This is a genomic window from Bradyrhizobium sp. CCGUVB23 (genome assembly GCF_024199885.1).
Taxonomy (GTDB): Bacteria; Pseudomonadota; Alphaproteobacteria; order Rhizobiales; family Xanthobacteraceae; genus Bradyrhizobium.
Map to the genome: position 1 here is coordinate 297946 of NZ_JANADQ010000002.1, position 24310 is coordinate 322255.

At 59.8% G+C, this 24310-nt stretch carries 23 protein-coding genes and 9 pseudogenes; 19 read left to right on the forward strand and 13 right to left on the reverse strand.

Annotation, left to right across the window (positions count from 1 at the left end; all coding sequences use genetic code 11):
* Window positions 1-11: 11 nt before the first annotated feature.
* The 3 pseudogenes from NLN62_RS49475 to NLN62_RS49480 all read right to left on the reverse strand — a co-directional run.
* Window positions 12-218, reverse strand: a pseudogene (locus tag NLN62_RS49475) (winged helix-turn-helix transcriptional regulator); the annotation flags it as partial.
* Window position 219: 1 nt separating this feature from the next.
* Window positions 220-336, reverse strand: a pseudogene (locus NLN62_RS53800) (type II toxin-antitoxin system HipA family toxin); the annotation flags it as partial.
* Window positions 329-659, reverse strand: a pseudogene (locus NLN62_RS49480) (hypothetical protein). The pseudogenes NLN62_RS49480 and NLN62_RS53800, both read right to left, overlap by 8 nt.
* 173 nt (window positions 660-832) lie before the next feature.
* Between NLN62_RS49480 and NLN62_RS49485 the strand changes: the two are divergent.
* The 6 genes from NLN62_RS49485 (at window position 833) to NLN62_RS49510 (ending at window position 5320) form a co-directional block, all read left to right on the forward strand.
* Window positions 833-1138, forward strand: coding sequence for a hypothetical protein (locus tag NLN62_RS49485; RefSeq protein ID WP_254114067.1), 306 nt, complete (start codon window positions 833-835; stop codon window positions 1136-1138).
* Window positions 1135-1500 carry a helix-turn-helix domain-containing protein gene (locus NLN62_RS49490; protein ID WP_254114068.1) on the forward strand — a complete coding sequence of 122 codons (366 nt, stop codon included), beginning with the start codon at window positions 1135-1137 and terminating at the stop codon, window positions 1498-1500. Before NLN62_RS49485 ends, NLN62_RS49490 begins: the two co-directional genes overlap by 4 nt.
* 8 nt (window positions 1501-1508) lie before the next feature.
* Window positions 1509-2402, forward strand: coding sequence for an ImmA/IrrE family metallo-endopeptidase (locus NLN62_RS49495; protein ID WP_254114069.1), 894 nt, complete (start codon window positions 1509-1511; stop codon window positions 2400-2402).
* Between the two features lie 118 nt (window positions 2403-2520).
* Window positions 2521-3246 (forward strand): thymidylate synthase, encoded by a 726-nt coding sequence (locus tag NLN62_RS49500; RefSeq protein WP_371933162.1) that lies wholly within the window; start codon window positions 2521-2523, stop codon window positions 3244-3246.
* Window positions 3247-3332: 86 nt separating this feature from the next.
* A complete protein-coding gene (locus NLN62_RS49505) occupies window positions 3333-4397 on the forward strand; it encodes a nucleotide kinase domain-containing protein (RefSeq protein ID WP_254114070.1) in 1065 nt (354 codons plus the stop codon).
* Window positions 4398-4414: 17 nt separating this feature from the next.
* Window positions 4415-5320 (forward strand): nucleoside triphosphate pyrophosphohydrolase family protein, encoded by a 906-nt coding sequence (locus NLN62_RS49510; protein ID WP_254114071.1) that lies wholly within the window; start codon window positions 4415-4417, stop codon window positions 5318-5320.
* Here the strand turns inward: NLN62_RS49510 and acpS are convergent.
* Window positions 5302-5706 carry a holo-ACP synthase gene (acpS, locus tag NLN62_RS49515; protein ID WP_254114072.1) on the reverse strand — a complete coding sequence of 135 codons (405 nt, stop codon included), beginning with the start codon at window positions 5704-5706 and terminating at the stop codon, window positions 5302-5304. The genes NLN62_RS49510 and acpS overlap by 19 nt on opposite strands.
* 108 nt (window positions 5707-5814) lie before the next feature.
* On the opposite strand from acpS, the gene NLN62_RS49520 reads away from it, so the two are divergent.
* Both NLN62_RS49520 and NLN62_RS49525 read left to right on the forward strand, forming a co-directional pair.
* Window positions 5815-7956: a metallophosphoesterase gene (locus tag NLN62_RS49520; RefSeq protein ID WP_254114073.1), complete on the forward strand. Its 2142-nt coding sequence runs from the start codon at window positions 5815-5817 to the stop codon at window positions 7954-7956.
* Window positions 7957-8025: 69 nt separating this feature from the next.
* Window positions 8026-8898 carry a hypothetical protein gene (locus tag NLN62_RS49525; RefSeq protein ID WP_254114074.1) on the forward strand — a complete coding sequence of 291 codons (873 nt, stop codon included), beginning with the start codon at window positions 8026-8028 and terminating at the stop codon, window positions 8896-8898.
* A gap of 292 nt (window positions 8899-9190) precedes the next feature.
* Here NLN62_RS49525 and NLN62_RS49530 read toward each other — a convergent pair whose 3' ends face one another.
* The gene (locus tag NLN62_RS49530; protein WP_371933163.1) at window positions 9191-10093 is read right to left on the reverse strand and encodes a DUF2130 domain-containing protein; all 903 of its coding nucleotides are present in this window, start codon (window positions 10091-10093) and stop codon (window positions 9191-9193) included.
* Between the two features lie 9 nt (window positions 10094-10102).
* Here NLN62_RS49530 and NLN62_RS53805 point away from each other — a divergent pair, with 9 nt between their 5' ends.
* From NLN62_RS53805 to NLN62_RS49545, 4 genes are all read left to right on the forward strand, one after another.
* Entirely contained in the window at window positions 10103-10729 is a 627-nt protein-coding gene (locus tag NLN62_RS53805; protein WP_371933164.1) for a hypothetical protein, read from the forward strand.
* 68 nt (window positions 10730-10797) lie between these two features.
* Window positions 10798-11592 (forward strand): type IV toxin-antitoxin system AbiEi family antitoxin, encoded by a 795-nt coding sequence (locus tag NLN62_RS49535; RefSeq protein ID WP_254114076.1) that lies wholly within the window; start codon window positions 10798-10800, stop codon window positions 11590-11592.
* 93 nt (window positions 11593-11685) lie between these two features.
* Window positions 11686-11949, forward strand: a complete 264-nt coding sequence (locus NLN62_RS49540; RefSeq protein ID WP_254114077.1) for a hypothetical protein — start codon at window positions 11686-11688, stop codon at window positions 11947-11949.
* A 201-nt stretch (window positions 11950-12150) separates the two neighbouring features.
* A complete protein-coding gene (locus NLN62_RS49545; RefSeq protein WP_371933165.1) occupies window positions 12151-12477 on the forward strand; it encodes a WGR domain-containing protein in 327 nt (108 codons plus the stop codon).
* A 538-nt stretch (window positions 12478-13015) separates the two neighbouring features.
* On the opposite strand, the gene NLN62_RS49550 is transcribed toward NLN62_RS49545, so the two are convergent.
* From NLN62_RS49550 to NLN62_RS49565, 4 genes and pseudogenes are all read right to left on the reverse strand, one after another.
* Window positions 13016-14203 (reverse strand): ABC transporter substrate-binding protein, encoded by a 1188-nt coding sequence (locus NLN62_RS49550; protein WP_254114078.1) that lies wholly within the window; start codon window positions 14201-14203, stop codon window positions 13016-13018.
* Window positions 14204-14263: 60 nt separating this feature from the next.
* Window positions 14264-14650, reverse strand: a pseudogene (locus NLN62_RS49555) (SDR family NAD(P)-dependent oxidoreductase); the annotation flags it as partial.
* Window positions 14651-14777: 127 nt separating this feature from the next.
* A pseudogene (locus NLN62_RS49560) lies at window positions 14778-15400 on the reverse strand (transposase); the annotation flags it as partial.
* Between the two features lie 476 nt (window positions 15401-15876).
* Window positions 15877-16141: pseudogene (locus NLN62_RS49565) on the reverse strand (hypothetical protein); the annotation flags it as partial.
* Window positions 16142-16387: 246 nt separating this feature from the next.
* Here NLN62_RS49565 and NLN62_RS49570 point away from each other — a divergent pair.
* A pseudogene (locus NLN62_RS49570) lies at window positions 16388-16619 on the forward strand (transposase); the annotation flags it as partial.
* On the opposite strand, the gene NLN62_RS49575 reads toward NLN62_RS49570, so the two are convergent.
* Window positions 16612-18477 carry an outer membrane beta-barrel protein gene (locus NLN62_RS49575; RefSeq protein WP_371933182.1) on the reverse strand — a complete coding sequence of 622 codons (1866 nt, stop codon included), beginning with the start codon at window positions 18475-18477 and terminating at the stop codon, window positions 16612-16614. The pseudogene NLN62_RS49570 and the gene NLN62_RS49575 overlap by 8 nt on opposite strands.
* Window positions 18478-18600: 123 nt before the next feature.
* Window positions 18601-18754 (reverse strand): annotated as a pseudogene (locus NLN62_RS49580) (IS256 family transposase); the annotation flags it as partial.
* Between the two features lie 143 nt (window positions 18755-18897).
* Between NLN62_RS49580 and NLN62_RS53105 the strand changes: the two are divergent.
* The 5 genes from NLN62_RS53105 to NLN62_RS49600 all read left to right on the forward strand — a co-directional run bounded on the left by NLN62_RS53105 (window position 18898) and on the right by NLN62_RS49600 (window position 21993).
* Window positions 18898-19026 carry a hypothetical protein gene (locus NLN62_RS53105; protein ID WP_256576109.1) on the forward strand — a complete coding sequence of 43 codons (129 nt, stop codon included), beginning with the start codon at window positions 18898-18900 and terminating at the stop codon, window positions 19024-19026.
* 78 nt (window positions 19027-19104) lie between these two features.
* Window positions 19105-19578: a transposase gene (locus tag NLN62_RS49585; protein WP_254106365.1), complete on the forward strand. Its 474-nt coding sequence runs from the start codon at window positions 19105-19107 to the stop codon at window positions 19576-19578.
* Complete coding sequence (gene tnpB, locus NLN62_RS49590; protein ID WP_254106366.1) at window positions 19559-19912, forward strand: IS66 family insertion sequence element accessory protein TnpB; 354 nt, start codon at window positions 19559-19561, stop codon at window positions 19910-19912. Before NLN62_RS49585 ends, tnpB begins: the two co-directional genes overlap by 20 nt.
* A gap of 53 nt (window positions 19913-19965) precedes the next feature.
* The gene (locus NLN62_RS49595; protein ID WP_254114079.1) at window positions 19966-21534 is read left to right on the forward strand and encodes an IS66 family transposase; all 1569 of its coding nucleotides are present in this window, start codon (window positions 19966-19968) and stop codon (window positions 21532-21534) included.
* Window positions 21535-21753: 219 nt separating this feature from the next.
* Window positions 21754-21993, forward strand: a complete 240-nt coding sequence (locus NLN62_RS49600; protein WP_254106299.1) for a transposase — start codon at window positions 21754-21756, stop codon at window positions 21991-21993.
* On the opposite strand, the pseudogene NLN62_RS49605 reads toward NLN62_RS49600, so the two are convergent.
* Both NLN62_RS49605 and NLN62_RS49610 read right to left on the reverse strand, forming a co-directional pair.
* Window positions 21923-22215: pseudogene (locus NLN62_RS49605) on the reverse strand (group II intron reverse transcriptase/maturase); the annotation flags it as partial. The gene NLN62_RS49600 and the pseudogene NLN62_RS49605 sit on opposite strands and share 71 nt — an antisense overlap.
* 310 nt (window positions 22216-22525) lie before the next feature.
* Window positions 22526-22702, reverse strand: coding sequence for a hypothetical protein (locus NLN62_RS49610; RefSeq protein ID WP_254114080.1), 177 nt, complete (start codon window positions 22700-22702; stop codon window positions 22526-22528).
* 145 nt (window positions 22703-22847) lie between these two features.
* Here NLN62_RS49610 and NLN62_RS49615 point away from each other — a divergent pair, with 145 nt between their 5' ends.
* Complete coding sequence (locus NLN62_RS49615) at window positions 22848-23204, forward strand: ATP-binding protein (protein WP_254114081.1); 357 nt, start codon at window positions 22848-22850, stop codon at window positions 23202-23204.
* The last annotated feature ends 1106 nt before the right edge of the window (window positions 23205-24310 follow it).

Consider the following 24310-nt stretch of genomic DNA (forward strand, 5'->3'; position numbering starts at 1 on the left):
CTGGCTCGAGTTTAGCTGCTTTTTGGCTTCCGCCCGCGCGGGGCGCGGCGTTTGGGCGGTACGGTGTTCCCATACTTTTGCCACCACTCCGTAAGGGCTTTCATCGCTGGTTCGAGCGCGCGGGCCTTTGGTGTAATGTCATATTCGACACGCGGCGGCACTTCGGCGAAGACTGTGCGCAATACTAGGCCATCCGCCTCCAGCTCGCGTAGTTGAGCGCCACGCGCCATCGTATTCGAAGAGGATGGTCTCCGAGCCGCGAGCGCGATTGCTCCTCGCCAGTCCAATGCGGCGCGTGCGGCCGCCGAGATCGATATGCACCTCGAAGTCAGCCATCGCGTGAGGCTCCGATCTTGCGTTTGAGGTGGATATGCTTGGGCAACTCGGCGCTGGCGAGCGCCTGACCGACGCCGTCGTTGCTGATGTCGGCGACCTTGATCAGGCCGTCGAGCAGGCCGAGCGAGAACGCCAGCATAGATGCCGATGCTGACGTTGGTGTCGCCGGCCTCGACCCCTCTGCAGCGTCGAGCGGGACGTGAAGGCGCGCTCGGCGACGACCGCCATCGGCAGCCGTCGGCGTCGACGGGCATCGTGAATGTCCGCGCCGAGCTTGCGCAGGGCTCGCCGGAGGCGGCAGGAGGATTGTGGGGGAGCTGCATTTGGCACCTTCGCACTACAGATTTGGCAAATATGTAGCACGAAGAGTACATATTTCTAGCGCTGGAGCGCGAGGCCAGCATCCAGATAGGGGTCTGCCGCCGCCCGCGCAGTACCCCTTGAACTATCGTTAGCGTAAGAATATCTTACCAAGTGTCGGATCAAGGAGGTTTCCATGGACCCTGCTGCCCTTAAGGACAAGCTGATCGCCGTTCTCGGCCAGATTCAAGCTGATAGTGGCTTGGAGTGCCCAGCGTTGAGCGGTGCAATCAAGCCGGTTGAGAGCCTGCCCAAATTCGACAGCAAGGTTTGGCCTGTCGCGACCACGATCCTCGCCACGGAGATCGGCGCGACAATCCCGAACGACGTGAACATCTTCGTCGACGAGACGACGAAGCTCCCGCGCTCCATCGACGAGACCGCTGCTTTCGTCTGCGCCCTGCTCGAGAAGCAAAGCAAGAAAGAAGCGGCAGCGGCATGACGGAACTCGATTCCGCCAAACGGGGCCAAATCGCCGAGCGTCTGAAAGAGGCGCGCAAGCTTGCTGGTCTGTCACAAGGCCACGTCGCGAAGATGCTTGGGTTGCACCGCCCCTCTGTCAGCGAGATGGAGGCCGGCAACCGGCGCGTCTCAGCCGATGAGCTCGCTCGGCTAGCCGAGATCTATGACGTTAGCGTTGCTTGGCTGCTTGGCGAGGCGCCCGAGACGCTCGACGCCAAGGACCCGCGACTTGAACTCGCCGCGCGCGAACTCATCAAACTCAAGCCCGACGATCTGGAACGCCTGCTCAAACTGTTAGCCGCCATGCGCAGCGATTCCACCGCGAACGGAGGCGATCGCTGATGAATGTAATGCGCACCACCAAATCCAGCTTCAATCGCCGCGCCCTGGCGACCCAAGCCATGCAGGCCGCCGCGGCCACACGGGCGCAGGCGAAGCTCGATCAAGCAGGCCCAATCTGTATCTACGGGCTGTGCGAGACGCTGGGGGTGGCGGTGCGCTTCAACAACATCAACATGGAAGGGATGTATCAGCGCGGCGTTCCACCGCGCATCCATCTATCGGCGCGACGGCCGCTACCGCGGCGCGCCTACAATTGCGCGCATGAGCTCGGTCATCACGTGTTCGGCCACGGCTCGTCGATCGACGAGCTGCGCGAGGACGCGAAGGCGCATCCGTGGGAGGACCCAAAGGAGTTTCTGGCTGACACTTTCGCGGGTTTCACTCTGATGCCCATCATCGGCCTGCGTCGTGCCTTCGCGGTTCGGCGCTGGACGCCGGAAACGGCAACGCCGGTGCAGATGTTTACGATCGCCTGCGAGTTCGGCGTCGGTTACGCGACGCTTCTGACCCACCTCTCGGCAGGCGTGAGCATGTTGTCGCGCGGCCGCGCAGCCGCCCTGCAACGGGTCACGCCCAAGGCGCTGCGCACGGATATTCTCGGCGCCCTGACGCCCGACCCGCTGATCGTCGCCGATCGCCATCGCGCCGCGCCTACTCTGGACGCGGAGGTCAAGACACTGGTTCTTCTGCCGTCTGGCGCCGAGGTCGTGGGCGGCGGGCTTGTCTTAGAGCGTGATCTAGATGTCGGCCGCCTGTTCCGGGCAGCGAAGCCGGGGATATTCCAGGCCAGCGCTGGCGACTGGGCGGTCTTCGTGCGCGTGGCGCCGGTCCAGAAGAACCAACCGTACGGCTACATCGGTCTCGCACAGTATCGCCATCTAGAGGAGGACCCGGATGAGTAAGGCCAAGAGTCTGGTAGCGCCGCCGCCGGTGGTAATCGATGAGACCAATATCTCGCGCGCGTGGGCGCGGTTGCTTCTCCAAGTGCTCGATGGAGCCGGCACCGAGGTCGCCCCATTGATGCTGAGCCTGAGCGGCTTCGACCAAAACGGTGCTGCGGAAGATCCGGCGGTGCGCCAAGCCCTTGATCGGCTGCTCAAGCGCAAGGGCCGGCTCGTCGTCGACGACGTCGCGTTCACGATCTTTCCGCAGCGCCTCTGGGAGATGTCGCGCGGCGACCGGACCCGCCTTTTTACCCTCTATCGTGCGACATTTCCGCGCTGGCAGGCGATGAACCGAAAAGCCAATGGCCGCGGCCTGTATTTCGAGCGCATGGTCATGTACGGGCGCGGCCCTTGTGACGGCAATCAACTGGAGTGGATTTTGTCTCAGTTCAATTCAAGGACGGGCGTGCGCCGTTCGATGCTTCAAGCGACCACCTTCGATCCCGGCCGTGACCACGTCGCTAGCGCGCAGTTGGGCTTTCCCTGCTTGCAGCAGGTGAGCTTCGAACCGACCGCCGCTGGCCTCGTCGCCAACGCCTTTTATGCCACCCAACAAATATTCGACAAAGCCTACGGCAATTACCTCGGCTTAGCTCAGCTCGGCGAGTTCATGGCTCATGAGATGGGCATGCCGCTCGCGCGGCTGAACGTCATGGTCGGGATCGCCAAGCTCGAGCGGATCACCAAGAGCGACACGGATTTCGCACCGCTGGTCGCCGCCGCCCATGCCCTCGTCGGGCCGTCCGTCGCGCCGATGGCGCGGGTGTCTGTCGCTGCTGCGACCGCGGGAGTGACGCATTGAGTCCGAAGTTTTCGAAAGCTGCGCCGAAACGTCCGCGCGGTCGTCCCCCGAAATCGCGTCCAAGCGCAACCTCTGCATCACTGCCAATGGATCTGCCGATCGTCGCGCGGCAGCCTAATCCGTCGGCGGTGCCAACGCCGATCGTGCTGCGTCACTTGGCGCCGGCCAAGGTGTCGGAGGTCTATGAGAGTTATTGGCGCTTCGCTGCCGAACGGCAGGCGGTATTCTTCCGCCGCGCACTCGGTGAAACCCATCCGTGGACTAGCAATCCCGTGCTGGCGATCTACAAGTTCACGAACGCTTATCGGGCGTCCGACCGCGTCAGCCAATATCTGATCCGAAATGTCATCTATCGTGACGACTTGCCCAAGTCGCCGCGCGAAGTTTTCTTCCGCATCTTGCTGTTCAAGCTCTTCAATAAGATTGAGACGTGGGAGCTTCTGGAGCAAGCGTGCGGACCGGTCACCTTCGAAGATTATCGCTTCGCTGCCTATGACGCGGTTCTGGCGCGAGCGATGCAGGCAGGCCGTCGCATCTACTCGGCCGCTTACATCATGCCGCCAGGCAGCCGGGCCTTCGGGCGGACGGCCAAGCATCAGAACCACCTATTGCTGCTCGAGCGCATGATGGCCGATCGGCTCGCCGAGCGGTTGGCGCAGACGAGGACGATGCAGGAGGGCTTCGAGAAGTTGCGTGACTATCCGACGATCGGCGACTTTCTCGCCTATCAGTTTATTACCGATATCAACTATAGCGAACTCACCGATTTCAGCGAGATGGATTTCGTGGTGCCCGGGCCGGGCGCACGCGACGGTCTGCGCAAGTGTTTCGTCGATCCAGGCGGCTTGAACGAGCCCGAACTCATCCGGTTGATGGTCGACTTGCAGGAGCAGGAGTTCGAGCGGCTCGGTCTCGATTTTCAATCGCTTTGGGGGCGCCGGCTGCAATTGATCGACTGCCAGAACTTATTTTGCGAGGTCGACAAGTATGCCCGCGTGGCGCACCCGCAAGTCGCAGGAAAGACCGGCCGCGTGCGCATCAAGCAGAAGTTCGAACCGACCCCAGAGCCGATCGATCTGTTTTATCCACCCAAGTGGAAGCTCAACGACAAGATTCGTGTTGCAGCGTCGCAACGCGTTGCAGCGGGGTGACGCCGAAGGAGCCGTGCATGGATTTCGACAACTATCAGAAGGAGGCGCTGGGCACTGATCGTGTGCCCGCGCGCGACGGCGTTGACGATGCCGCTTCGCTAATCGTACCCATGCTCGGTCTCGCCGGTGAGACCGGCCAGCTTCTAAGCGAATATAAGAAGCATCTCCGTGATGGTGAAGCGCATCGGCTCTTCAAGGAGCGCGTGTCCGAGGAACTGGGCGATTTGCTCTGGTACGTCGCCAATGTAGCGAGTAAGTTCGATCTCTCACTTTCTGACGTCGCTACCGCGAACCTGGCGAAGGTCAAGCAGCGTTGGGCCACTGAGCGTGATAAGCCGTTGAGCTTTGATGCAGAGCTCCCGGAGAACGAACGGTTACCACGTCGGTTCGAAGTTGAGCTCATCGATATTCAAGGTGAGGATCGTCAACGGGTGCGCGTCGTCATCGACGGAAAGCCGTTCGGCGCTGAACTCACCGACAATGCTTATGATCCCGATGGCTATCGGTTCCATGACGTCTTTCATTTCGCTTATGCCGCAGTCTTGGGTTGGTCGCCCATCACCCGCGCCTTGCTCCGGCGGAAGCGCAAAAGTCGGCCGCTGCTGGAGGAAGTTGAGGATGGCGGACGTGCCGCTGTCATAGAGGAGGGCGTGGCGGCGCTGGCATTCGAGTATGCGCGTCGCCATCGCTTCCTCGAAGGCGTGGCTGCACTCGACTTTCAGCTTCTGCGTACGATCGAGGATATGACGTCCCATCTAGAGGTGCGGCAACGCACCACTGGGGAGTGGGAACAGGCCATTCTCCAGGGATTCGAGGTGTGGCGGGCTGTGGTCGCCGCGCGGGGTGGGTGCATCGCTGTCGAGCTCGACGAGCGACGGATTACCTTTCAAGGGCCGCCCACAGCTCAGGAGCCGTCGGCTTGAGCGCCGGGGCCCAGCGCGAGAGCACTCGCCATAGCCATTCCGCCAGCGTGGCTGATGCTGAGCAGCCATGCGGTCACTCCCAGCGACGCGGCGGCATTCGCCGCTCCGCCGGTGAGCTGCACATTCGGTGGCGCGCCGGCAGCTCTGTGAATCACAATATCGGTAAATGCGACTCCCGCACCAAATCCTGTGCCGAGTGCCTTGAGCACCGCCTCTTTGGCGGCGAACCGCCCAGCCAGGCGTTCGATCCGATCGGTCGCATCTCCGATCTCTTCAAGTTCGGCTGGGACGAAACAGCGTGGTATCAAGGGATCGCGCGGGTCTTCGATCCACCGGCGCAATTCGGCGACTTCGACCAAATCGATTCCATGCCCGATGACATTCACGCCAGTCTGCAAGCTCCAAATCGCCTGGTCCCGTTCGCGGGACCATGTCCCTCACTCTTAGCCATTCATTTATAGCTGATCATGCCCAATTCCGCGACGTTTCTTCACTTGACCGACGCTCATCTCGCGCAATCCGGGGTACCGTTCGAGCGCGACGATCACAAGGTCGATATCCCTGCAATCGAGCAAGAGACGCGCGAATCTGCGCTCGAACTGATGTGCAGTCGACTTGCGGAGCGTCTTAAGCGCAACGACCGGAAATTGGACGGCGTGTTGTTTTCGGGCGACGCGCAAGATCGAGGACGCCCTGGCGGGCATCAACTTCTCTTCGATCTGTTTCTCCGCCACTTTGGGCCGCTGGGCGTGACCGCGGCGAACATCGTTGCGATACCAGGCAACCACGATGTTCCACGCGATAGTCCGCCGAGTTCGCAGGTTCGCTACCAGGCCTTCACCGATGTCTGGCGGAAAGCGGGATGCGTGACGCCGTGGCTGGACGGCGTGGACTCGGCAATCAACGATGGTGGGCCTCATCGGCTTGTAGGCGGGGAGGGGCTCTGGGCGGTATTCCCGATCAATACGAGCAATTGGTCGCACGTCACACGGATTCTGCCGGAGCCCCTCGCGAGCGTATGGGCGGATTTGCCCGCTCTTGCGGCTGGCGGTGATCCTGCCAAGGCGGACAAGCTGCGGGCCCAGCTCGATGACATGGCGCGCTACGACATGGCGCGTGTCTCGGGCAAGCAACTGGAGGTCCTGCGCGAGCTAATCGAGACAACACCACAGCCGCCTGCCGGGCGCCAACTTCGGATCGGGCTCCTCCATCATCATCTCCGCGCCCCAAGCCTGCGTGAAGAGTTGAAGCCATTTGCTGACGTGTCGAACTTGGAGCAGGTCCGGGCCTTTTTGCGAGATCGCGGAATTGCTGTTGTGCTCCACGGCCACAAGCATGAGCATTCGGCCCAGTTTGAGCACATATACAATCAGGAAGGGGATCAGGATCACCGCACACTCGTGGTCTCCGGTGCGACCTTCGAGCCTGGACGCGAGTCAGACGCGGCGCGCTTGATCACAATCTCCGGCATGCCCAACAGCCCGGCGGTAGCGATTGAGCCTATCTCCATTCCACGCGCCGGTGTGGACTCCCGCGATCCGTCTCCAATCGTTCGCAGGATTTGGTCGACGGATATCGTTCCGGGAGCCCCGGTCATGATCCAAGGCAGCGATCTGAACGAGGTCTATGATCGCGTTTGCGAAGCGGCTGCAAACGACGCTGCCAACGGGACGCTGATCGTCCATCTCGACTTGCCGGTGGGGACCAGCGAGGATCTGCCGCTTCCCTCAAACTATCCCTTGCCGGAGCCAATGGAGGACCCCGAGCGTCGGCGTTGGCTGAAGGAGCTCGTGTCATGGTGGCAACTCGAGCGATCCGGGTTAGAGCACCGGATGCCCTTTGTGCATGGAACTAGGCTCCGGCGCTATGGCGGAAAGATCAACCAGGTGGAGCGGGTCATCAAGCTCCTCAAGGCCAAGGCGAGCACGCGTGCGCTCGCGATCTTGATTGATCCATTTCGGGATTTCACGAATGACGGGACGGACGAGGAGTTCGCTTCATTCTGCTTGGTGGAATTCAAGCGCCGAGAGCTCGGCGGTTCGCAGCGCGCCGTCGATGTGATCGCGTTCTACAGGGCACAGGAATTTGCGCGATGGTGGCCGATCAACATCGCAGAGATGCGTCACCTGCAGTGGGAGATTTGCGCCGCTCTCGGCTTTTTACCGGGTCGGATCACGACGATTTCGGCTGATGCACGCACCCATTCGCGGTCGCCAACGCAGGTTGCGATGCCCATCATCGACCGATGGTTGGATCAAGCGCCCGAGCGGCTTCATTTGTTGGCGAACGCCTTGGTACATGGAAGTGTCCGCGACGGGAAGCAGCGTGATGCGGTGCGTGGATGGGAAAGGGCCCTCTCCGACCTGGAGGCGACCGCGAAGGAATACAATCCCGACGGCCTTCCGATCGCCATCGAAGGTCTCAAGCTGCTGGCCTCGTATTTAGAAGTCGTGAACGAGGATGAGGATCAGACTCTGACGAACTTCACCCGTGTCTTGCGGCGGCTAGCGCGCGACAACGAGGGATTTGAGGAGGGCGCTCGCACAAAGGCTGAGTTTGATCGGTGGGCGCCCAGTGCTTTGGAATCAGTCTCGGAGCTGCGTGCACTGACGCAGACTCGACTGGGGACCGTGTAGGGAGCGCTGCGTAGCAAACAGCACAAGGCGGCAAGCGCTCCATCGCGACTTTGAAGGATATTGCTACAAATGAAAGTCTATTCTCGAGGCGTCGCCCGCATCAGACATAAGAACACAGGGGATATCTACGACGTCGAAAGCGACGAGCTAGATTGGGATGCTGTCGGCGCAGACGAAAGGCAGATGGGGCTCGAAACCCGGTATGAAGCGCTAGTTGAACATCCTGAGCTCGGGCGCCTCACGTGGTCGCTCTGGGAATATCCAGCAGGGATCGAAAACTACAATCAAACAAACGTCGGGGAGCACGAACTCTTGGCTGATTTCGAGTATGGACTCGAACACGAACCGGAGCCGGATGTTTGGGCTGACTATAGTCTACCTGACAATCCTTTCACCATCTTCATGGACTCGTATCACCATACCGGCGATCTATTGGCGGACTATGGCAGTGAAAATGGCGCCCATCTCGTCAATCGAATGATCTTCTCGCACCAAGTCACGGCGCTTGAGGCATATCTCAGCGACACACTGACAAAGGCGGTGCTTGCGGACAGGACGGCGAAGGCTCGCCTCATGTCAAATGATGCAGAACTTTCGAAGGAGCGATTTTCATTGGCGGAGATCGCGAGCGATCCGGGCCTCGTCGAGAGCAAGGTTCGTGAATATCTGCGATCGATCCTATACCACAATTTGCCCAAGGTGGATTTCCTTTACAGCACAGCGCTAGGCATACGCATTCTTGGCCTCGCGAAGGACAAAGCTCTCCTCTTTAAGGCGGTCATGCAAAGACACGACTGCGTGCATCGGAATGGGATCGACAGGGACGGGCAGAGACTGGAGGTCTTCACCAAACGATACGTCCAGGATACGGCTGATCTGATCAAGGCTTTCGTCATGAAGATTGAAAACGAAGTGCGATCTCGATCTGTCCCTTCATCTTAGTCCGAAATCATCGCAGGAAAACTGTAGCGGCCAGGGATGCGCTGACCAACTGGTTTCCCATGGCGCCCAAGCACGTCTACTATTACCGGTGTGAGTGCTTGCAAGAGAAGATGAAAGCCTGGTTGAGGGATTTCCGGTGCCGCACGTGCCCGTGGGGCGCCTCGTTGGCTCGTTTGCCGACCTCGCAAGCTTTGCAGACGCAAGCTCGTTTACGCAAAACACCCTCAGCGAATATCGTCGCGTTCCCCAAACTGCCTTAGGGGGGAGGGATGCGCAGCGGCGTTGCCAACTATTAGCTCGCTCTCCGCTCAGACTCCGCCAAGGCCTCAAGCCGCGGCACTTCGAGGCTCGGTATCTCCGGCATGGCCTTGCCGGCGATCGCCTGCAGATCGCCGACCATGCCGACCGTCGACTCCACGACGGCCAGGATCTGCGTCTCGCGCTTGGCCCACTGACGGCCCATGAACTTGCGCTCCTTGTCCAAATCGTCGCGCATATCGTTGAATTTCTCGACGACAGCTTCGACCCGCTGCCGAAACTTCATGCCGGTCAGGTAGTGATAGACCTGCTCCATCTTGGTCTGCTGGCCTTGCTGAACGAGGCGTGAGCTGTTCACGTCGATCAGACCCTGGCGGAGCGCCACGGCGACCGGCAATGCGCAACGCGGATGAGCCACCCATACGCCGTCGACGAGATCAAATTGCTCGATATGTTTCGGCAGCGCATGGGAGATGATCAGAGCGACGTCGGCGCCGGAACGGCGCTGGTCGTCACGTAACTTGGCGAGCCACACATCACTCCATGCCTTGGTGCGTTTGGTTTCCCAAAGGATGATGCCGGCAGATCGGCCAATAGCACCATTCACCTGTTGAATAACGTCTGCCCCGAGCTCACCTTTTCCAATGGGCTCAATCGAGTCGCTCGGAAAACGTCCGCGCAGAAGCTCTTCGAGCTCCAGCTCGAATACTTCCCCTTGGGATTGCTGTGATCCCTGCTCGGCCTTGCGCTTGAGCTCCTCGATCGTTCTGGACATCGACTCGATGGTCTGGTCCTTCTCGGCAACGCGTAAGCGTGCAGCCTCGTCGGCTTCCTGCCTGGCCTTGATCTGGACTTGATTGATTGAGGCCTGCACGCGCTTCTCTATTGTCAGGTCGAGTTCGCGCTTTTCCTCTTCAAGTGCGCGCTGCTGTCGCATCAATTCGGCTTGCTGCTTTTGGGCCTCGGCAAGCTTTGCGTTGTTGGTAAGCAGGTTGGCTCGCAGCTCCGCCGCTTCCGCGTCCTTCGTCTGCAGCTCGGCCGCGGCCGCCTCACGCGCCTTCTTGCTCTCGGCCGCGACCAGCTGGGCACGTTCGGCGGTCAATCGCTTCGCAACGAGGTCCTGGACTTGCTCGCGGTCCTTAGCGACCTGCTCGCGTTCCAGCCGCAATGTCTCGGTCTTGCGCTCCATCTCTGCGTCCTTGCTGGCCAGCTGCTGTTGAAAGCGCTGGCGGGTTTCAGCGAGGAGGGGAGCGGCCAACGACTCCGTCAGCCGGATCTCGTGATTGCAGTTGGGGCAATGCAGGGTTGCCTCGTGCGAAGCGCCGGTTGCTTTGAAACTCATGAATTCCCCATCATCATTGCAACCGGATTCAACATGATCTGTGCGCGATTTGCGATGTCGCTCGACTTAATGTCCACATACGTGCCCGTCGATTTCGACTTAGCCAGCGGGTTTTCCACCGACACGTCGATCTACCCGTCTACACGAGCAGACTCGCACGAGGGTAGCCAAATAAGAACAAAATATGAACAAAATGTCAAACTGAGTTTGTGTTATGATGATTTTACTTAGTCAGGCTGCGGAAAATCGATAGATCTTAAACCCTGGGTGTGGTTTGAAAGATTGCTAATTTACTTAGTATGGCTGAGCAAAAGGACAGAAAGCTAAACAAGCTCGACAGGACCCTTCCGCAAGGACTTCTGGTCGATGCCGCCTGGATGGAACGACATGGATACTCCACCAGCTTGCGCAGCCAATACGTATCGGCCGGCTGGCTCGTTCAGCCGGCGCGGGCAACCTTCAAGCGCCCGCTCGGCGAACTCTCCTGGCAGGGCGTCGTCGTTTCACTCCAGCGACTGCTCGGCTCCGATCTCGTCGTTGGCGGACGTACCGCCATCGAAGCGCAGGGTTTCGGTCACTACCTGAGACAGACGGGTCCTTCGACCATACATCTATACGGAACGCGGTCAGCTCCCGGTTGGCTCGGCAAACTTCCGCTCAAACAGAAATTCCGCGTCCACCGCACTCAAAGTCTATTTACGCACGGGACCCTGCCCGAACCAAAGTCGGGTACGACGCGGGAAATACCGGGATCATTCAACTGGCCTCTCACGGTGTCGACGCCCGAACGTGCGTTCCTCGAACTGCTCGACGAATTGCCCCGCCACGAAAGCTTCCATCAGGTCGATGCGCTGACAGAAGGCCTGAGGAGCCTCAGTCCGCGGCGGCTGCAAACACTTCTGGACGACTGCAAAAGCGTCAAGGTCAAACGACTGTTCTTCTGGTTGGCGGAGCGACATCAGCATGCCTGGCTCAAACAGATCGACAAGTCGAAAGTCAATCTCGGCACGGGAAAGCGCATGCTCGTTAAGGGCGGCAAACTCGACACCAAATATCTCATAACCATCCCAGACGACCTCAATGCCCCCGTCTGAAAAATATCGGCATCAAGTGACCTTGTTGATCGAGACGATCCCGTTCGTCGCCGCAAGGACATCTAGCACGAATTCACGCACGGCTTCGAGGGCATGACCGCCGATGAAGTAACATTGGACGAGTTGCTCGAAGCCCGGGAGACGCTGATCGGCGAACTCGCGGGGAAAATGCCGCAAGCTCACAAGGACTTCCTCATAGGGTTCAAGCGCGGCGAGCCGGATTGGAGCCTGCTGGGCGTCCCTGGCGCGTCGGAGCTGCCGGCGGTGCGCTGGAAGCAGATCAATCTGGACAACCTTCCTGTCGCGCACCGGGCGAAGCTCGTCGTGCAACTCGAGGAAGTCTTGCGCAATGCCTGAGGTCGGAGGAGAGGATCTTCGTCGAGCGCGCGTTCAGACGATATCTACAGGGAGTACGCCAGCTTGCGGGCTTAAGCTCAACTGCCTATCGCGAACCTGACCGCGACTGTCTCGTTCCCTGCATGAAATTTCTGAATCTTAGGCTCTGATCGATTCATTTATTTAATTGGACGCTCGATTCGGTAATTGCGATTCTGACGCATGTCAGAACTCACGGTGCAATATCTCGTGCTCGAGCGTCGCGATCCGGCCCGTAACATGGCGCGGTTCTATGTGCTCACGATCGAGCCGACGCTCTTTGGCGATACCGCATTGGTGCGTGAATGGGGCCGTCTCGGTGGGCGCGGTCGGCGGCGGCTCGATTTGTTCGATGGTCACGTGCAGGCCGTCGAGGCCCTCGAGTCCTGGCTCAAGCGCAAAACCCGTCGTGGTTACGTCCAGCAGCACTTTCCGTGCGCGGAGCCAGTGTGCAACACGCCGCAAGCTGGCGGATCTGGACAAAAAGCCAGTGCAAGTATATCAAAGTAATCAGAAGTTATCTTCGGTCATATTTCAAGAATTGCAAAAGTATTCCATAATCAATATTATGCGAATCCGAAATGTTGGGCCGCTTGGTGATGCGGCATCTGTGCCGATAAGGGATGCGACACCTTCCGACGCTCGGTCACTCAGCGCTGTAGGATTTTTGCGGCGGGCTTGTACCGATCGAACGTGGATACCCCTCGGTTCTCCACGTGCGTGTGACCAGGATCAAGCGGGGCACCAGTGCGGTTGCAACGAGAGCCATATCATCAAGAAGCTTGGCTTAGGCAGCTTTCCCGATCTGCACCGCATCATTCCGTCGATCCTCGCCTCTGTCGGGAGGCTGGCTCAATGCTGTGTGCCGTACTTTGCGGTTCCCGAGGTCTCGTCGGAAAAGACCGCCTACGCGCGAAGGTTCGCGCGTAGGCTGAGTTGGTGCAGCGAGGGAGGATTAAGGGCGTAGATTGGCTGCACGCAATCGCCCTGACGAGGATGCCCAACGACGGAGCTAAATCTGGGGATTTGGCCAACGACGTGCGCAGCGCTACTCTTGGAGCAGTACCCAGCGCTTGCCTTCAAATTTCATCAAGCGAAGTGTTTTGATCAATCGGTAGTCGGTCTTGCTGGTTTCGAGCTTAATGCCGGGAAGAAGCATCGGCACTTGAAAATCGACGCTCGCGGCGCTTGCCATGATGCTCTTCCGCGTCAGGTCTCGGCCCGCACGCTCGAGAATCTTCACCAGGCACCACGCCTGCGCATATGCGTAGATGTTCAAATAGTCGTTTAAGTCACCCTGAGTATTGTACCTCGCCATCCACGCACGCCAATCCTTCATTTCCTGGTCCTCAGCCCACTGCGGATCGCTTGCGTCCTTGAGGTACGCGGTGCTTATCACTCCCTGAGCGGCCTCATACCCCGCAGGTTCGAGCACCCCCGCCACGCTACTTGCTGTCTGAGCGACGTATGTCGTTGGCTTCCAGCCCATCTCATAGATACCCCTTATGATCTGAGCGCCGAACTTTGGGGTCGCATGAAAGAAGAAGGCCGCCGCGTCGGACGATTTCAGCCGGGCGAGTTGGGAAGTGACCGTCGGCTCGGACGTGTCGTATGTCGCCTGCGCCACTAGGCGCTCGATCTTGTCTCCCAGGCCAGCCTTGAAGCCGGTGGCATAGTCCTTGCCGGAATCATCATTTGCGTACATGAGCGCGATCTTGGCGTCCGGTTTGTCTGAGATTATGCGTTTGGCATACGTCGCACCTTCGTCGAAATAGTTTGGTTGCCAAGGCATCGTCCAAGGATACTGCGCTGGATCGTTGAAGGTAGTGGCGCCCGCCGTGAGCAGTATGCTCGGCACACCCTTCGAATTGAGATACTTTCGCGTCGCCAGATTGGTTGGCGTACCCAGACTGCCGAAGATGGCGGCTACTTCCTCTTGCTCCACGAGCTTTCTGGTCTGCTCCACCGTTTTCGGCGGACTGTACGCGTCGTCGAGACAGATCAACTTGATCATTCGACCATTGATGCCTCCGCGTTCGTTTATCATCGTAAGGAACGCTTCATGTGCCCGTCCGACGACGCCGTAGGCGGAGGCGGGCCCGGAAAACGGCACGGTCTCGCCTATCTTGACCTCTTTGTCGGTGATGCCGGGCGTCTCGTCGGACGCCGAGCTCGATCTCGTACTCGCCGCGAGCATTAGACCAGCGACCACTTCCCGTCGCGACAGATGAATCATACGTTTCCCTCCTGCTGAACGATGTTTTGGTGTCGATCTCGCTTCAGCGGTCGTCCTCCGCTAAAGAACAAATCCTCCGTCTACTATGAGTGTTTGCCCCACGACGTACGACGCCAATGGAGAAGCGAGATAGAGCGCCGCCCCAGCCATGTCCGCTGGAGTTCCGAGACGCTTCAAAGGGATGCTTTGCAGGCTCTCTTCCAATCGACGCGGATTTCCGGTGGTGACTTTCGTCATCTTCGTGTCAACAAAGCCGGGAGCGATGCCATTCACGCGAATGCCATCCTCCGCCCATGCCTCGCCGAGTGTTCGGGTTAAGCCGACAGCGCCCGCCTTGGATGCGTTGTAGGCCGGGTTTCCTTTCGTCGAGTGAAAGCCGGCGGTAGAGCTCACGACTATGACGCAACCGGCGCTGCTCCTAAGCATCGGGTAGAACTTTTTGCTGCACTGTGAATGCTGATCGAAAAATGATCCCCATCGGCGTCGTCGGGACCCCTTCAGGCCATTGATTTCATTGAATTGAAACGATGGGACCCCCACGCCGATCATGGTTGAGACCCCACGCCGAAACACACTCGCACCACGTCATGGCCTCCGGCCGAGCATAGTGCCCGTCGCCACGGAACGTAATTCGCGTCTTGTGCCACCGCGTCCGGATATGCCGTATCAGGCGGCGCAGATGGGCACGCACCTCGACGCCGCCCGGCGTCTTGCCGGGCCGCAGCACGACCGCCACGGGCCGGCTCTTCTCCGTGTCGTAGACGTGGATCGGCAGGAAGCAGCGTTCGTCATAATGAGCGTTGAACAGCGAGAGCTGCTGATGGCCGTGGACGACATCGCAGGTATCATCGATGTCGAGCGTGACGGATGCCGGCGCGCGCGGGTAGCTATCCATCCATGCGTTGACCAAAGTGTAGGTCAGTCGGATCACGTAAGGTCGTCGGCGTCCTCGTAGCCGCAGCAGATCGCGAACATGCGCGCGCGGAACATATCGACAAGGCTGTGCACGACCCGCGTCGGATCGCGCCGATCCGGGAACACCCGGGCCAAATTGTCGGCCAAACCGAGACGCCGCTCGGCCATCGCCAGAAGCATCACGCCCCCATTCGAGGTTAGGCGTCCACCATCGAAGGCAGCTGTGACTTTCTTGGCGTGAACGGCTGGAAACGAGAAGGGCAGAATCGTATCATCGGTCATGGCGGGCGTGGCGTTCGCGGTTGAGGTGATGGGGTTGGCTTCGCAACCGAATCCTACGCCGCATCAGCGCTTTACACCACGCTCGCCAGCCTCTCAGGCGCCCTCTCGCGAATAAGACGGGCTAGGTGCCCATCCCATGCACGACAAGTACTGCCGTCCGTTTGGCGAGAGCGTCGTCGCTCCGGTTTCCATGAGTGACGCCTTTCGAGAACAATCACGGCGTACGGCTGGCGCTGCACTCACGCCAAAACCTGGCCGCGGACCGTTCGGCATCGCCGCCATATATAGGTGACGTCGGCGCTGGCCATTATCTCCTTGACGCACCACAAAGGCGGTAGGCCCGTATCGGCAAGACAGCTGCCGTCTTCGTCGAACAGATCACGGATATCAGTGCTGCCCGCTCGTGAGTCCCAATGCGGGGGAAGACAACACGTCGGTTGTCAATATTCGACGGCAGGTCCGACCGCCAGTTAGCCGACGTCCAGGAATTTAGCCGAGTTTGCCTTGTCCATCTGACCATCGCCGCCACCGGGGCCGTCCCCACTCTCTCAGGCCAACCACTTCGGCGACGACATACTCAGTTTGTGCGAGGATCATGAGAAAGGAGCCGAGCCGCGCGACGTAGTTGTCATCGAAGCCAACAACTGTGGAGTAGTCGGTCCCGCTATGCACCTCGATGACGAAGCAGTGTGCGCGCTGCCATGATCGAGGCCAGCGCGAGCTCGTTCTGCCTGAGGCCATCATAGATTGCGGGCAGTTTCAGTGTGAGCGTCACGAGAGGATCACCATACCGGACCTTGACTCGCGCGGAATGCTCGGGATAGCGCGGTCGGGATGATTGACGCCGCAGGCACGTGGTGATGGGGTGATCGTGGGTTAGAGCGGGTAACGGGGACCAGCGCCTCGGCTTGGCCGCGAAGTTGTCCCGCGTATTCCCCGAGCGGCGCGATCGGGGACGCATCGTGTCGAGAAGGGTTCTTCTGCCGAACCCTTCGCCCTGGCGATGTGGTCATGGACAATCTCGGCAGCCACAAAAGCAAGCTCGTGCGCCAGCTCCTTCGTTCCGCCGGCGCCAAACTGTTCTTCCTGAAAAAATGCTCGCCCGACCTGAACCCGTCGAACGGGTCCTGCCAAGCTCAAACATCTGCTCCGAAAGGCCGCCGCCCGAACCATCGATTCGGTCTGCGCCACCATCGGCGAAGTGTCGCGCTCTAGTTGAAACGATAGGACGCCTGTAGAAAGCCGCCGAACCGTTCGGTGTTAAATCTCCCCGGACCAGGCGGCGAAACCACGCCTAGCCCCCCACAGCCGTTGCAGGATTCGGTCGCGCTCGTCGTCCACATCGCCCAATAGCGTCCGCCCAGACCAATACTGAGGTCTTTGGTCGCAAAATAGGACAAGGTGAATTCGGCTTGCAAACCGCGTGTCTCCCCCGTGGTGGGAAACAGAGTGAGATGATCTCTCGCGCGATGATCGTCCAGGCCCTCAAGGCGACCATAGGGTATAAGGGCGAGATCGCCTCCAATCTTGAAACGATCCCAGAACCGCAACTCGCCCGCAATGCCCGCGCGAAACGAATGCCAGGTATCGGATTCGCTTGTGCCTACGAAGTTGGCCGCGGCGGATGGAAAGCAGATGCCCGATGCCGGCGCCACGAGTTGGGTGCATCCTTCGGTCCCGATGTAGTAATGGTAGTAACTGTACCCAATGAAAGGCCCGAGCTTGTAGTCCGGCCCGCGCATGACGTCGAAACCGATGTCCGCGGTCGCGTAGGAAAGCGACGATTTTCCAACGGATGAGTGGGTTACCTCGAAGGCTGTGGGGGCCGACGCATAACCATAAGAGAGACTCCAGTCCTCGTCGAAATGATCGCCGCTGACAATCGAACCAGCGCCGGCAAATCCCTTCAAGAACATGTTGTAGGGTGAATCGATACGCGCAAAGAACTCGCCCGTGTGTGCGGTCAGATTCTGGTAGTGCAGCTGGGACATGAGGCCTGCTCCAACCTGTGGAAAGGCGGACTGGAAACTGCCAGAGCTGTACCAATAGCGGGCGCCGCCCTCGAATTGCCAACCCGCTGGCATCAACTGAGCTTTGGTCGGCCCGGCGAATTCATGGGCTGCCGGTCTCTCGGGCCACGACGCCAGGGGATCTCTACCCCAGCGGTAGTTCAGCCCGAGCTTTACAAGGTGCATGTCCTGGCCGATGTGCGACGTGGCGCCAGCCGGAACGCTTGCCACCGTTCCACTCGTAGGGCCGGTTGGCGATATCTTGATGGTCTCAGGAGTCGCAACTTGACTGTTGAAGCGCTGATAGTCGTATCCTATGTTGACCGACCAGGCGGGCGTGAGCGTGTGTTCAAAACCTGCACCCACTGTCCAGCCCCACGGGCTCACGCGGCCAATCGAAGGCTCACCCTGGATGAGAGTGTCTTCAGTGAAGGTCCCCTGGCTTTCGTTGTACACGTTGTTCGGAGCGACAGAGACATCGCTGCGCATCCAAGCGGCGCCGGCTTTGCCGTAGATCAGCGTTCGTCCCTCGGGCTCGACAACATAGCCGAAGCGCCCCGTGAACGTCGCGAGCCGACGCGGCTTCACCGCACAGTTTGACCCGACTATGTCTGGCGACGCCTGAAGACAGGTGAACGCGCCGTCCGAGGACAGCAGGCTTGCATCTGCGCCGACGCCCACGACCCATGCCGGCGCGACCTGCCAGTCGTAGCCGAATTGCAGACCGCCGAGGAAGCCGGGTGTCGTCACGTTATCGCCAAACACCGAGGGGCCAAACGGATCGGAGAAGCCGGCATTACCAACGATTGCGCCAAGGTGCCCACCAAGGTGGAAGCCTGTCCAACTGAATGGACGCGGCGCCACCTTTGGGGTCTTGACGGCAACATCCGCCGACGAAGCGGCACATGGCGGAGCTGAGATTGCCGTCGACAGAACCAAAAAAGCAACTTTGCGCATCTCATCTCCGAAGGATACGGGCAAGCAATAAGATGCGGGCATAGCAAAAGATGGGCCAGTTGGCAGAAAACTGCAGAGAGCTTCTATTTCCGCCGGAAAGAGGCGGCGCATACACCGCTCTGTGTTCAGAACCAAAACGCGGCTTGTCTCCAAGCAGCCGATTGTTGTGAACGCGACGGGGATGTCCCGATCGGTGTTGAACTGCGTCGGGCCGACGTTTCCGGAAGAACGGAACGCGACCCTCGTGACGTGGGCAATGGGCTTCATCGTTATGCGATCGTGGTGAGCTTGAAGGGGCGCACGCAAAACCGACAGTTGCTTATGCGCCTTCAATCGTCCGAAGTTTGTTGGCTTCGATCATAGCGGCCGCGACCCAGCGCAAGGCCATACGTCTACGCATTCTACTGTGCGGGCATCGATGCGCCTGAAAGCAATCACTTTTGATCGTGCCCCTGAGCGTGGTGCAACTGGCACGGGCACCGCGCTCAGCGAACGCATGCGGTCAACGCGTTGCGCGCGCATCTAGCAGAGTTGGGGATCATCGCCACCGCCGGCCTGGCAAAGGTTGAGGCGCTGGTCGCAATCGTACGGGACGAGACAGATGCTCTCCTGCCCGCAGCAGCGCGCTTCGCGCTGATGGCTATTGCCGATGAGATGTAAGCGCGAATTTCCCCGCACCTTTTGCTGTTGAGTACTCTGATGCATGAGGTGTCCACCAAAATAGGTGGACACCTTGTGATGTCAGACGATGATCAGAAACTGCGGGTAAGGCTTGTTGGTCGGAACGGTCGACGCCGTTACGACGCCGCATCGAAGGACCGCCTTGTCGCGGCCTGCCTTGCGCCTGGCGTGTCGGTATCGAGACTTGCGCTCGAACATGGGGTCAATGCGAACCTTCTTCGGAAATGGGTAAAGAAGCGCACGGAGACGCTGTCTGTCCGGCCGTCCTCACCAGCGGCGTTCATCCCGGTTCAGATTGAAGGGACTGCTGATCGGGCACTGTCGGGACAGAGCCGCATGGATGCGGTGGATTTGCCGGCGACTTGTGATGGGGTGCGTGGATCGGCACCGGAAAGGGCTGCGACGTTTTCCTCTCCAGCCAAGGTGAGCGCGTCACTGTCGAACGGCGTGAAGCTGACGCTGGAATGCGGTGATGTGAATGTATTGACGGCGATCATCGGAGCACTGGGACATGTTCAGACTGGGCGCTGACCTGAAAGTCTATCTGCATCGTGAGTCGATCGACTTCCGGGCCGGCATCAACAGCCTTGCGGTTCTGGTCCAGGAAACGATGGCGCTCGATCCGTTTGCTCCGGCGGTTTTTGCGTTCTGCAATCGCCGTCGTGACCGGATGAAGCTCCTGTTCTTCGATCGGTCCGGCTTTGTGCTGATCCTGAAGCGGCTGACCGAGGACAAGTTCCGGTGGCCGGGCCGCGAGGCAGCGGTGATCACGCTTACGACCGAGCAATTGCACTGGATCCTCGACGGGATCGATATCGATGCGATGGTCCGCCATCCGGTGCGGCAATATCAGGTTGCTGGTTGAGGGCCTCGAATTGAGCGGTTGACGCGGCGGCATGCTTTCGATTCAAGAATCTGATGAATCGACCCGGCGAACCGGCTGTTGAAGAGTTGATGGCGCGCATTGCTGCGCTGCAGGCAGAGAACCGTCAACTCACCGAACGCGTCGTCAGACTCGAGGAAGAGCTGGCGCTTGCACGACTGCATCGTTTTGCGCCGCGCAGTGAAAAGCACATTGACCGCCTCTTCAATGAAACCGAACAGGCTGCGGATGAGGACCCCGCCGACAACGAAGATGACGATGTCATTGCTCTGCCGGACACGGGCTTGCCGGCGACCGAGGGGGCGACGGGAAGGAAGCGCGGCCGCAAGGCCTTGCCAGAGAACCTGCCGCGCGAACGCGTCGAGTATGACCTTCCCGACGACCAGAAGGCTTGTCCTTGCTGCCGTCACCAGATGCATCGCATGGGCGAGACCGTTAGCGAGCAACTTCATATCGAGGTGAAGGCGAAGGTTTTGCAGAATGTGCGGTTCAAATATGCTTGCCGCCATTGTGACCGTACCGACATCAACACGCCGGTCGTGACCGCGCCGATGCCTGCACAACCCTTGCCGGGCAGCATTGCTACGGCCTCGACGCTGGCCTTCGCACTCGTCCATAAATATGTCGATGGCACGCCGCTCTATCGTCTGGCGAAGGCCTTCGAGCGCGCTGGTGTTCCCGTCAGCCGCGGCGCTCTGGGCCACTGGGTGATCGGTTCGAGCGAGAAGCACCTCGTTCGTATCTACGACGCGCTAAAGCTACGGTTGCGGTCGCAGACCGTCATCCATGGCGACGAGACCACCGTTCAGGTGCTGAAAGAAGCGGGCAAGGACCCCACCAGCACCTCGTATATGTGGGCTTATCGCAGCGGCGAGGATAGCGAGCAGCCGATCGTGCTGTTCGATTATCAGCCTGGTCGCGGACAGGAACACCCGCAGGCCTTCCTTGGCGACTATCGTGGCATCCTGATGAGCGATGGCTACGCGGCCTGGCGCACATTGAAAGGCGCCACGCACGTCGGATGCATGGCCCACGCCAGACGGAAGTTTGTCGACGCCCTCAAGGCCAGGAAGAAACCGGGTGGGCCACCGGCCCAAGCCCTCAAGTTCTTCGACCAGCTCTACCGGATTGAAAGACAGGTGCGGGACGAAAAGCCCGGCGACGGCGAAACGCAGGTCGATTACATACGCCGCTTGCGCCAGAAACACAGCCTCCCGGTCCTGGACGCCCTCAAGGCGTGGCTCGATGCAATCGCTCCCAAGGTTGTGCCCGACACCAAGCTTGAGGATGCGGTCTCCTATACGCTCAACCAATGGGAATATCTGACGCGCTACGCCAAGGACGGCAGCATGCCGATCGACAACAACCTTCTGGAACGCGATATCAGGATTTTTGCCTGCGGCAGGAAAAACTGGCTCTTCAGCGCTACCGTGGAGGGAGCCAGGGCCAGTGCCGTCATCTATAGTCTGATGCTGACTTGTCGGGCCTGTCGCATCGAGCCCTTCGCATGGCTGAAGCACGTCCTCGCCCAGTTGCCGACACGCCCCGATGAAGCCGATGTCCAGGATCTTCTGCCCTTCAACTTCAAAAAGTTGCCAGCCTGAGCCGCCACCACTGCCGCCGCCGCATTACCCCGCTCTACGACGTGCATCGAAATCCGCGCTTACCATGAGATTGAAGCTTCAGCCGATTGAAACGTCAGCCGACCAGATGGAGAGGCTCGAGCGCGCAATCGTTCTGGAGGCCAAGCACGACGGGGACATGCGTCGGTTGACCACAATCCCTGCGTCGGCGCCATCACTGCGGCGACCATCAAGGCGCTTGTGCCGGATCCCGGCGGGTTCAAGTCGGCTCGCCACTTCGCTGCCTGGCTGGGATTGACGCCGCGGTCTCATTCAAGCGGAGGCGAAGAGCGGTTGGGACGAATATCGAAGATGGGGAAATCCGGAGCTCCGCTGTCTCCTCGTTGTCGGGGCAACGGCCGTCTTGCGGGCGCCGAAGCGTTCGACGCCAGAGATCGGTCACATAGTAGCGGAACGCTGAGAGCGCCCGCCGATTTGTAGGAACCGCGTAGTAGGCGAAGTGGCCGGTGACAACGAACGCGACGGGTCTTCCTTTCGAGCAGGAAGTTCCCCCGGCGTGACTTACCGCAGATGTGGGTGAAGCCCAGAAACATGAAGGTCTCCGGTTTGCCAAGGCCGCGCCCTTTGCGATTGACCGGCCGCACGGCGACCGAATTCAATCAGGCGGGTCTTGTCTGGATGGGGTGTCAACGCGAATGCTTCAAATCACGCGCCTCGACAACCCCGGGTGACAATGCGATATTTGTTCCACTTAGGGAGGACACGATGCCATCGCCACTGTCAGCGCACGAGCAGCCAATCTCGAAGGTACTGTCGACGCCATCGCCGAGGTCGGCGACGAAATCAAACCAGACCGCCTCGCTGTGCTCCGATGCGAGCTTTGCTTTGAGGGCTCGCGCGCTTCATGTGTTCGTCGACATTGACGGTGTCGAGTGCCGCGATTGCCTTCGGCAGCTGCCGCAGACGCATTCCCATGCGGCTGCGTCGTCGCGGTCCTGTGTAATGCGCGCGGTCATTTCCATATCTTCCTGTTGTTGAATGGCCCCGCCTCAGCGTCTTGCGCCTTCTGCTCGCGGATCACGAGACGGCCGTTCTGGGGCATCGCGGTCCGCAGGATGTTGAGGCCCTTGCGGTCTTCATGCTCCCAGCCGGCGCCGATCTTGGTCCAGAAGGCCGTTCTCGCCCTCACCGTCAACCCTTCCGTGCTCTATCAGCTGCTGCCGCGGTTGGTCGAGACGCTCACCCTCCCGCGGGGCGGCGACCGCCATGCTCGTTTCCTCAGAACCCTGGCGCGGGTCGAGTTTCTGGTCCTCGACGACTGAGGACTTGCCCCGATGACTGCTGAGCAGCAACGCGACCTGTTGGAGATGATGGAGGATCGCCATGGCCGCGGCTCGACCGTGGTGACAAGCCAGCCCCCGAGCGAGCATTGGCACAAGCTTATCGGCAACCGACTCTATCCTCGATCGCCTCGTGCACAGGCACCCTCGCGACAAGGTATTGCCTCAACCCGCACAATGCTCTCTCAGCTCCCCGAAACACTGCCCAAAGGAAGCTTTTCGCTGGGGCAAACGCTTTGCAGCTCGGAAGGCGCTTTGGGGTGCCAAACTTGGGCGCTGCTCGAGCAGGATGGCGCCGATGAAATGCAAACCGTCGCTCGCAGCAACGCGTGCAGGCCGCCTAAGCTCTGACCCTTGAGGAGCCAGCCCCTCCCTTCGCGAGCCGCCTAATTAGCCTCAAATCATTTGACGACGGAGAACGGTTACGCCGCTTGTGCGGCGCCAGCAACCGGTCGGCTCTCTGCTGAGATGTTTCGTTGTCGTGCAACACCTCGAGGCTGCAGACGCGAGCGATCGCCATGGCGCGGCGCGAGATTCGCTGATGGTTCATGGATTTTGCTTTTAGCTCTGATGCCGGTAGCGGACTGGCTGCCGGGGTTCAGAAACCGTAATCGTGAACGGCCAATGTGCTTTTGGGGTGCCCCTTGGACATGGGCGCACCGCCCCCGCCGAACGGGGCTGTTACAACGCTGGCCCATTGATTGGCCACGGATGCTATCTTGGGTTTCTGAGGCCCAAGCCTAAGGTGGCATACAACCTAGACGTTTGCAACAGCCATTTTCTACTCGAGGCGCGACGAAACCGCGCGCTCTCGTAAACGGTTCAAGGCTCGACGCAGACGGAAGACACGTTGGTCGATGAGGAATCGTTCGTGATCCCTTGGGTTTTCGTGCCCACGGCTGCGCTCGGTCTTACAAACCCGAATTGCTCAAGCTCCTTCCGAAAGCGCGGACAACGAACCTGCAAACCGTGCTCAGTTGGTTGTGCGGCGAGCCGAACCATTGCCAAATGGCAGCAATCCCAAGTCTCGATGAAGAGGACGTCGGCCCCCGAACCGCGAGCGTGAGAACCTCGTCAGCCAACAAACCAGCATTGTCAATCGAATGAAGGCATGTCTCATTCGCCTGGGTATTCGCAATCTTAAGCTGGCGCTGCTGCGTCATGCGTCAAAACGGCTCGAGACGCTGCGCACGCCGGAAGGAGTGCCGCTGCCACCCAACACTGTCGCCGAGATGCGCCGGGACATGGTCCGTCTTGGCCTCATCAGAGAGCAGATCAGGGAGATCGAGGCGGCTCGATTGCAGCGCTTGCAGGTTTCCGAGAGCGGCGCGCACGCGATGATCAAATTGCTGGAGCGGTCGCGCGTTACGCGAGCCTCACGGGCGCTCCCGATGAGAGCGGCAAGCGAAGACGTGAGAAGGGCCTTCGTGCTGGCAACGCCCGGGTACGGCGTGGGA

Excerpts from the sequence above, each read along its gene's own strand:
- NLN62_RS49490 (WP_254114068.1), top strand. The coding sequence starts at position 1,135 with ATGACGGAACTCGATTCCGCCAAACGGGGCCAAATCGCCGAGCGTCTG.
- NLN62_RS49545 (WP_371933165.1), top strand. The coding sequence starts at position 12,151 with ATGTCAGAACTCACGGTGCAATATCTCGTGCTCGAGCGTCGCGATCCG.
- NLN62_RS49540 (WP_254114077.1), top strand. The coding sequence starts at position 11,686 with ATGACCGCCGATGAAGTAACATTGGACGAGTTGCTCGAAGCCCGGGAG.
- NLN62_RS49510 (WP_254114071.1), top strand. The coding sequence starts at position 4,415 with ATGGATTTCGACAACTATCAGAAGGAGGCGCTGGGCACTGATCGTGTG.
- NLN62_RS49500 (WP_371933162.1), top strand. The coding sequence starts at position 2,521 with ATGCTGAGCCTGAGCGGCTTCGACCAAAACGGTGCTGCGGAAGATCCG.
- NLN62_RS49535 (WP_254114076.1), top strand. The coding sequence starts at position 10,798 with ATGGCTGAGCAAAAGGACAGAAAGCTAAACAAGCTCGACAGGACCCTT.
- NLN62_RS49505 (WP_254114070.1), top strand. The coding sequence starts at position 3,333 with ATGGATCTGCCGATCGTCGCGCGGCAGCCTAATCCGTCGGCGGTGCCA.
- NLN62_RS49615 (WP_254114081.1), top strand. The coding sequence starts at position 22,848 with ATGACTGCTGAGCAGCAACGCGACCTGTTGGAGATGATGGAGGATCGC.
- NLN62_RS49525 (WP_254114074.1), top strand. The coding sequence starts at position 8,026 with ATGAAAGTCTATTCTCGAGGCGTCGCCCGCATCAGACATAAGAACACA.
- NLN62_RS49595 (WP_254114079.1), top strand. The coding sequence starts at position 19,966 with ATGAATCGACCCGGCGAACCGGCTGTTGAAGAGTTGATGGCGCGCATT.
- NLN62_RS49550 (WP_254114078.1), bottom strand. The coding sequence starts at position 14,203 with ATGATTCATCTGTCGCGACGGGAAGTGGTCGCTGGTCTAATGCTCGCG.
- NLN62_RS49495 (WP_254114069.1), top strand. The coding sequence starts at position 1,509 with ATGCGCACCACCAAATCCAGCTTCAATCGCCGCGCCCTGGCGACCCAA.
- NLN62_RS49575 (WP_371933182.1), bottom strand. The coding sequence starts at position 18,477 with ATGCGCCGCCTCTTTCCGGCGGAAATAGAAGCTCTCTGCAGTTTTCTG.
- NLN62_RS49530 (WP_371933163.1), bottom strand. The coding sequence starts at position 10,093 with ATGCGACAGCAGCGCGCACTTGAAGAGGAAAAGCGCGAACTCGACCTG.
- tnpB (WP_254106366.1), top strand. The coding sequence starts at position 19,559 with ATGTTCAGACTGGGCGCTGACCTGAAAGTCTATCTGCATCGTGAGTCG.
- NLN62_RS49485 (WP_254114067.1), top strand. The coding sequence starts at position 833 with ATGGACCCTGCTGCCCTTAAGGACAAGCTGATCGCCGTTCTCGGCCAG.
- NLN62_RS49585 (WP_254106365.1), top strand. The coding sequence starts at position 19,105 with ATGTCAGACGATGATCAGAAACTGCGGGTAAGGCTTGTTGGTCGGAAC.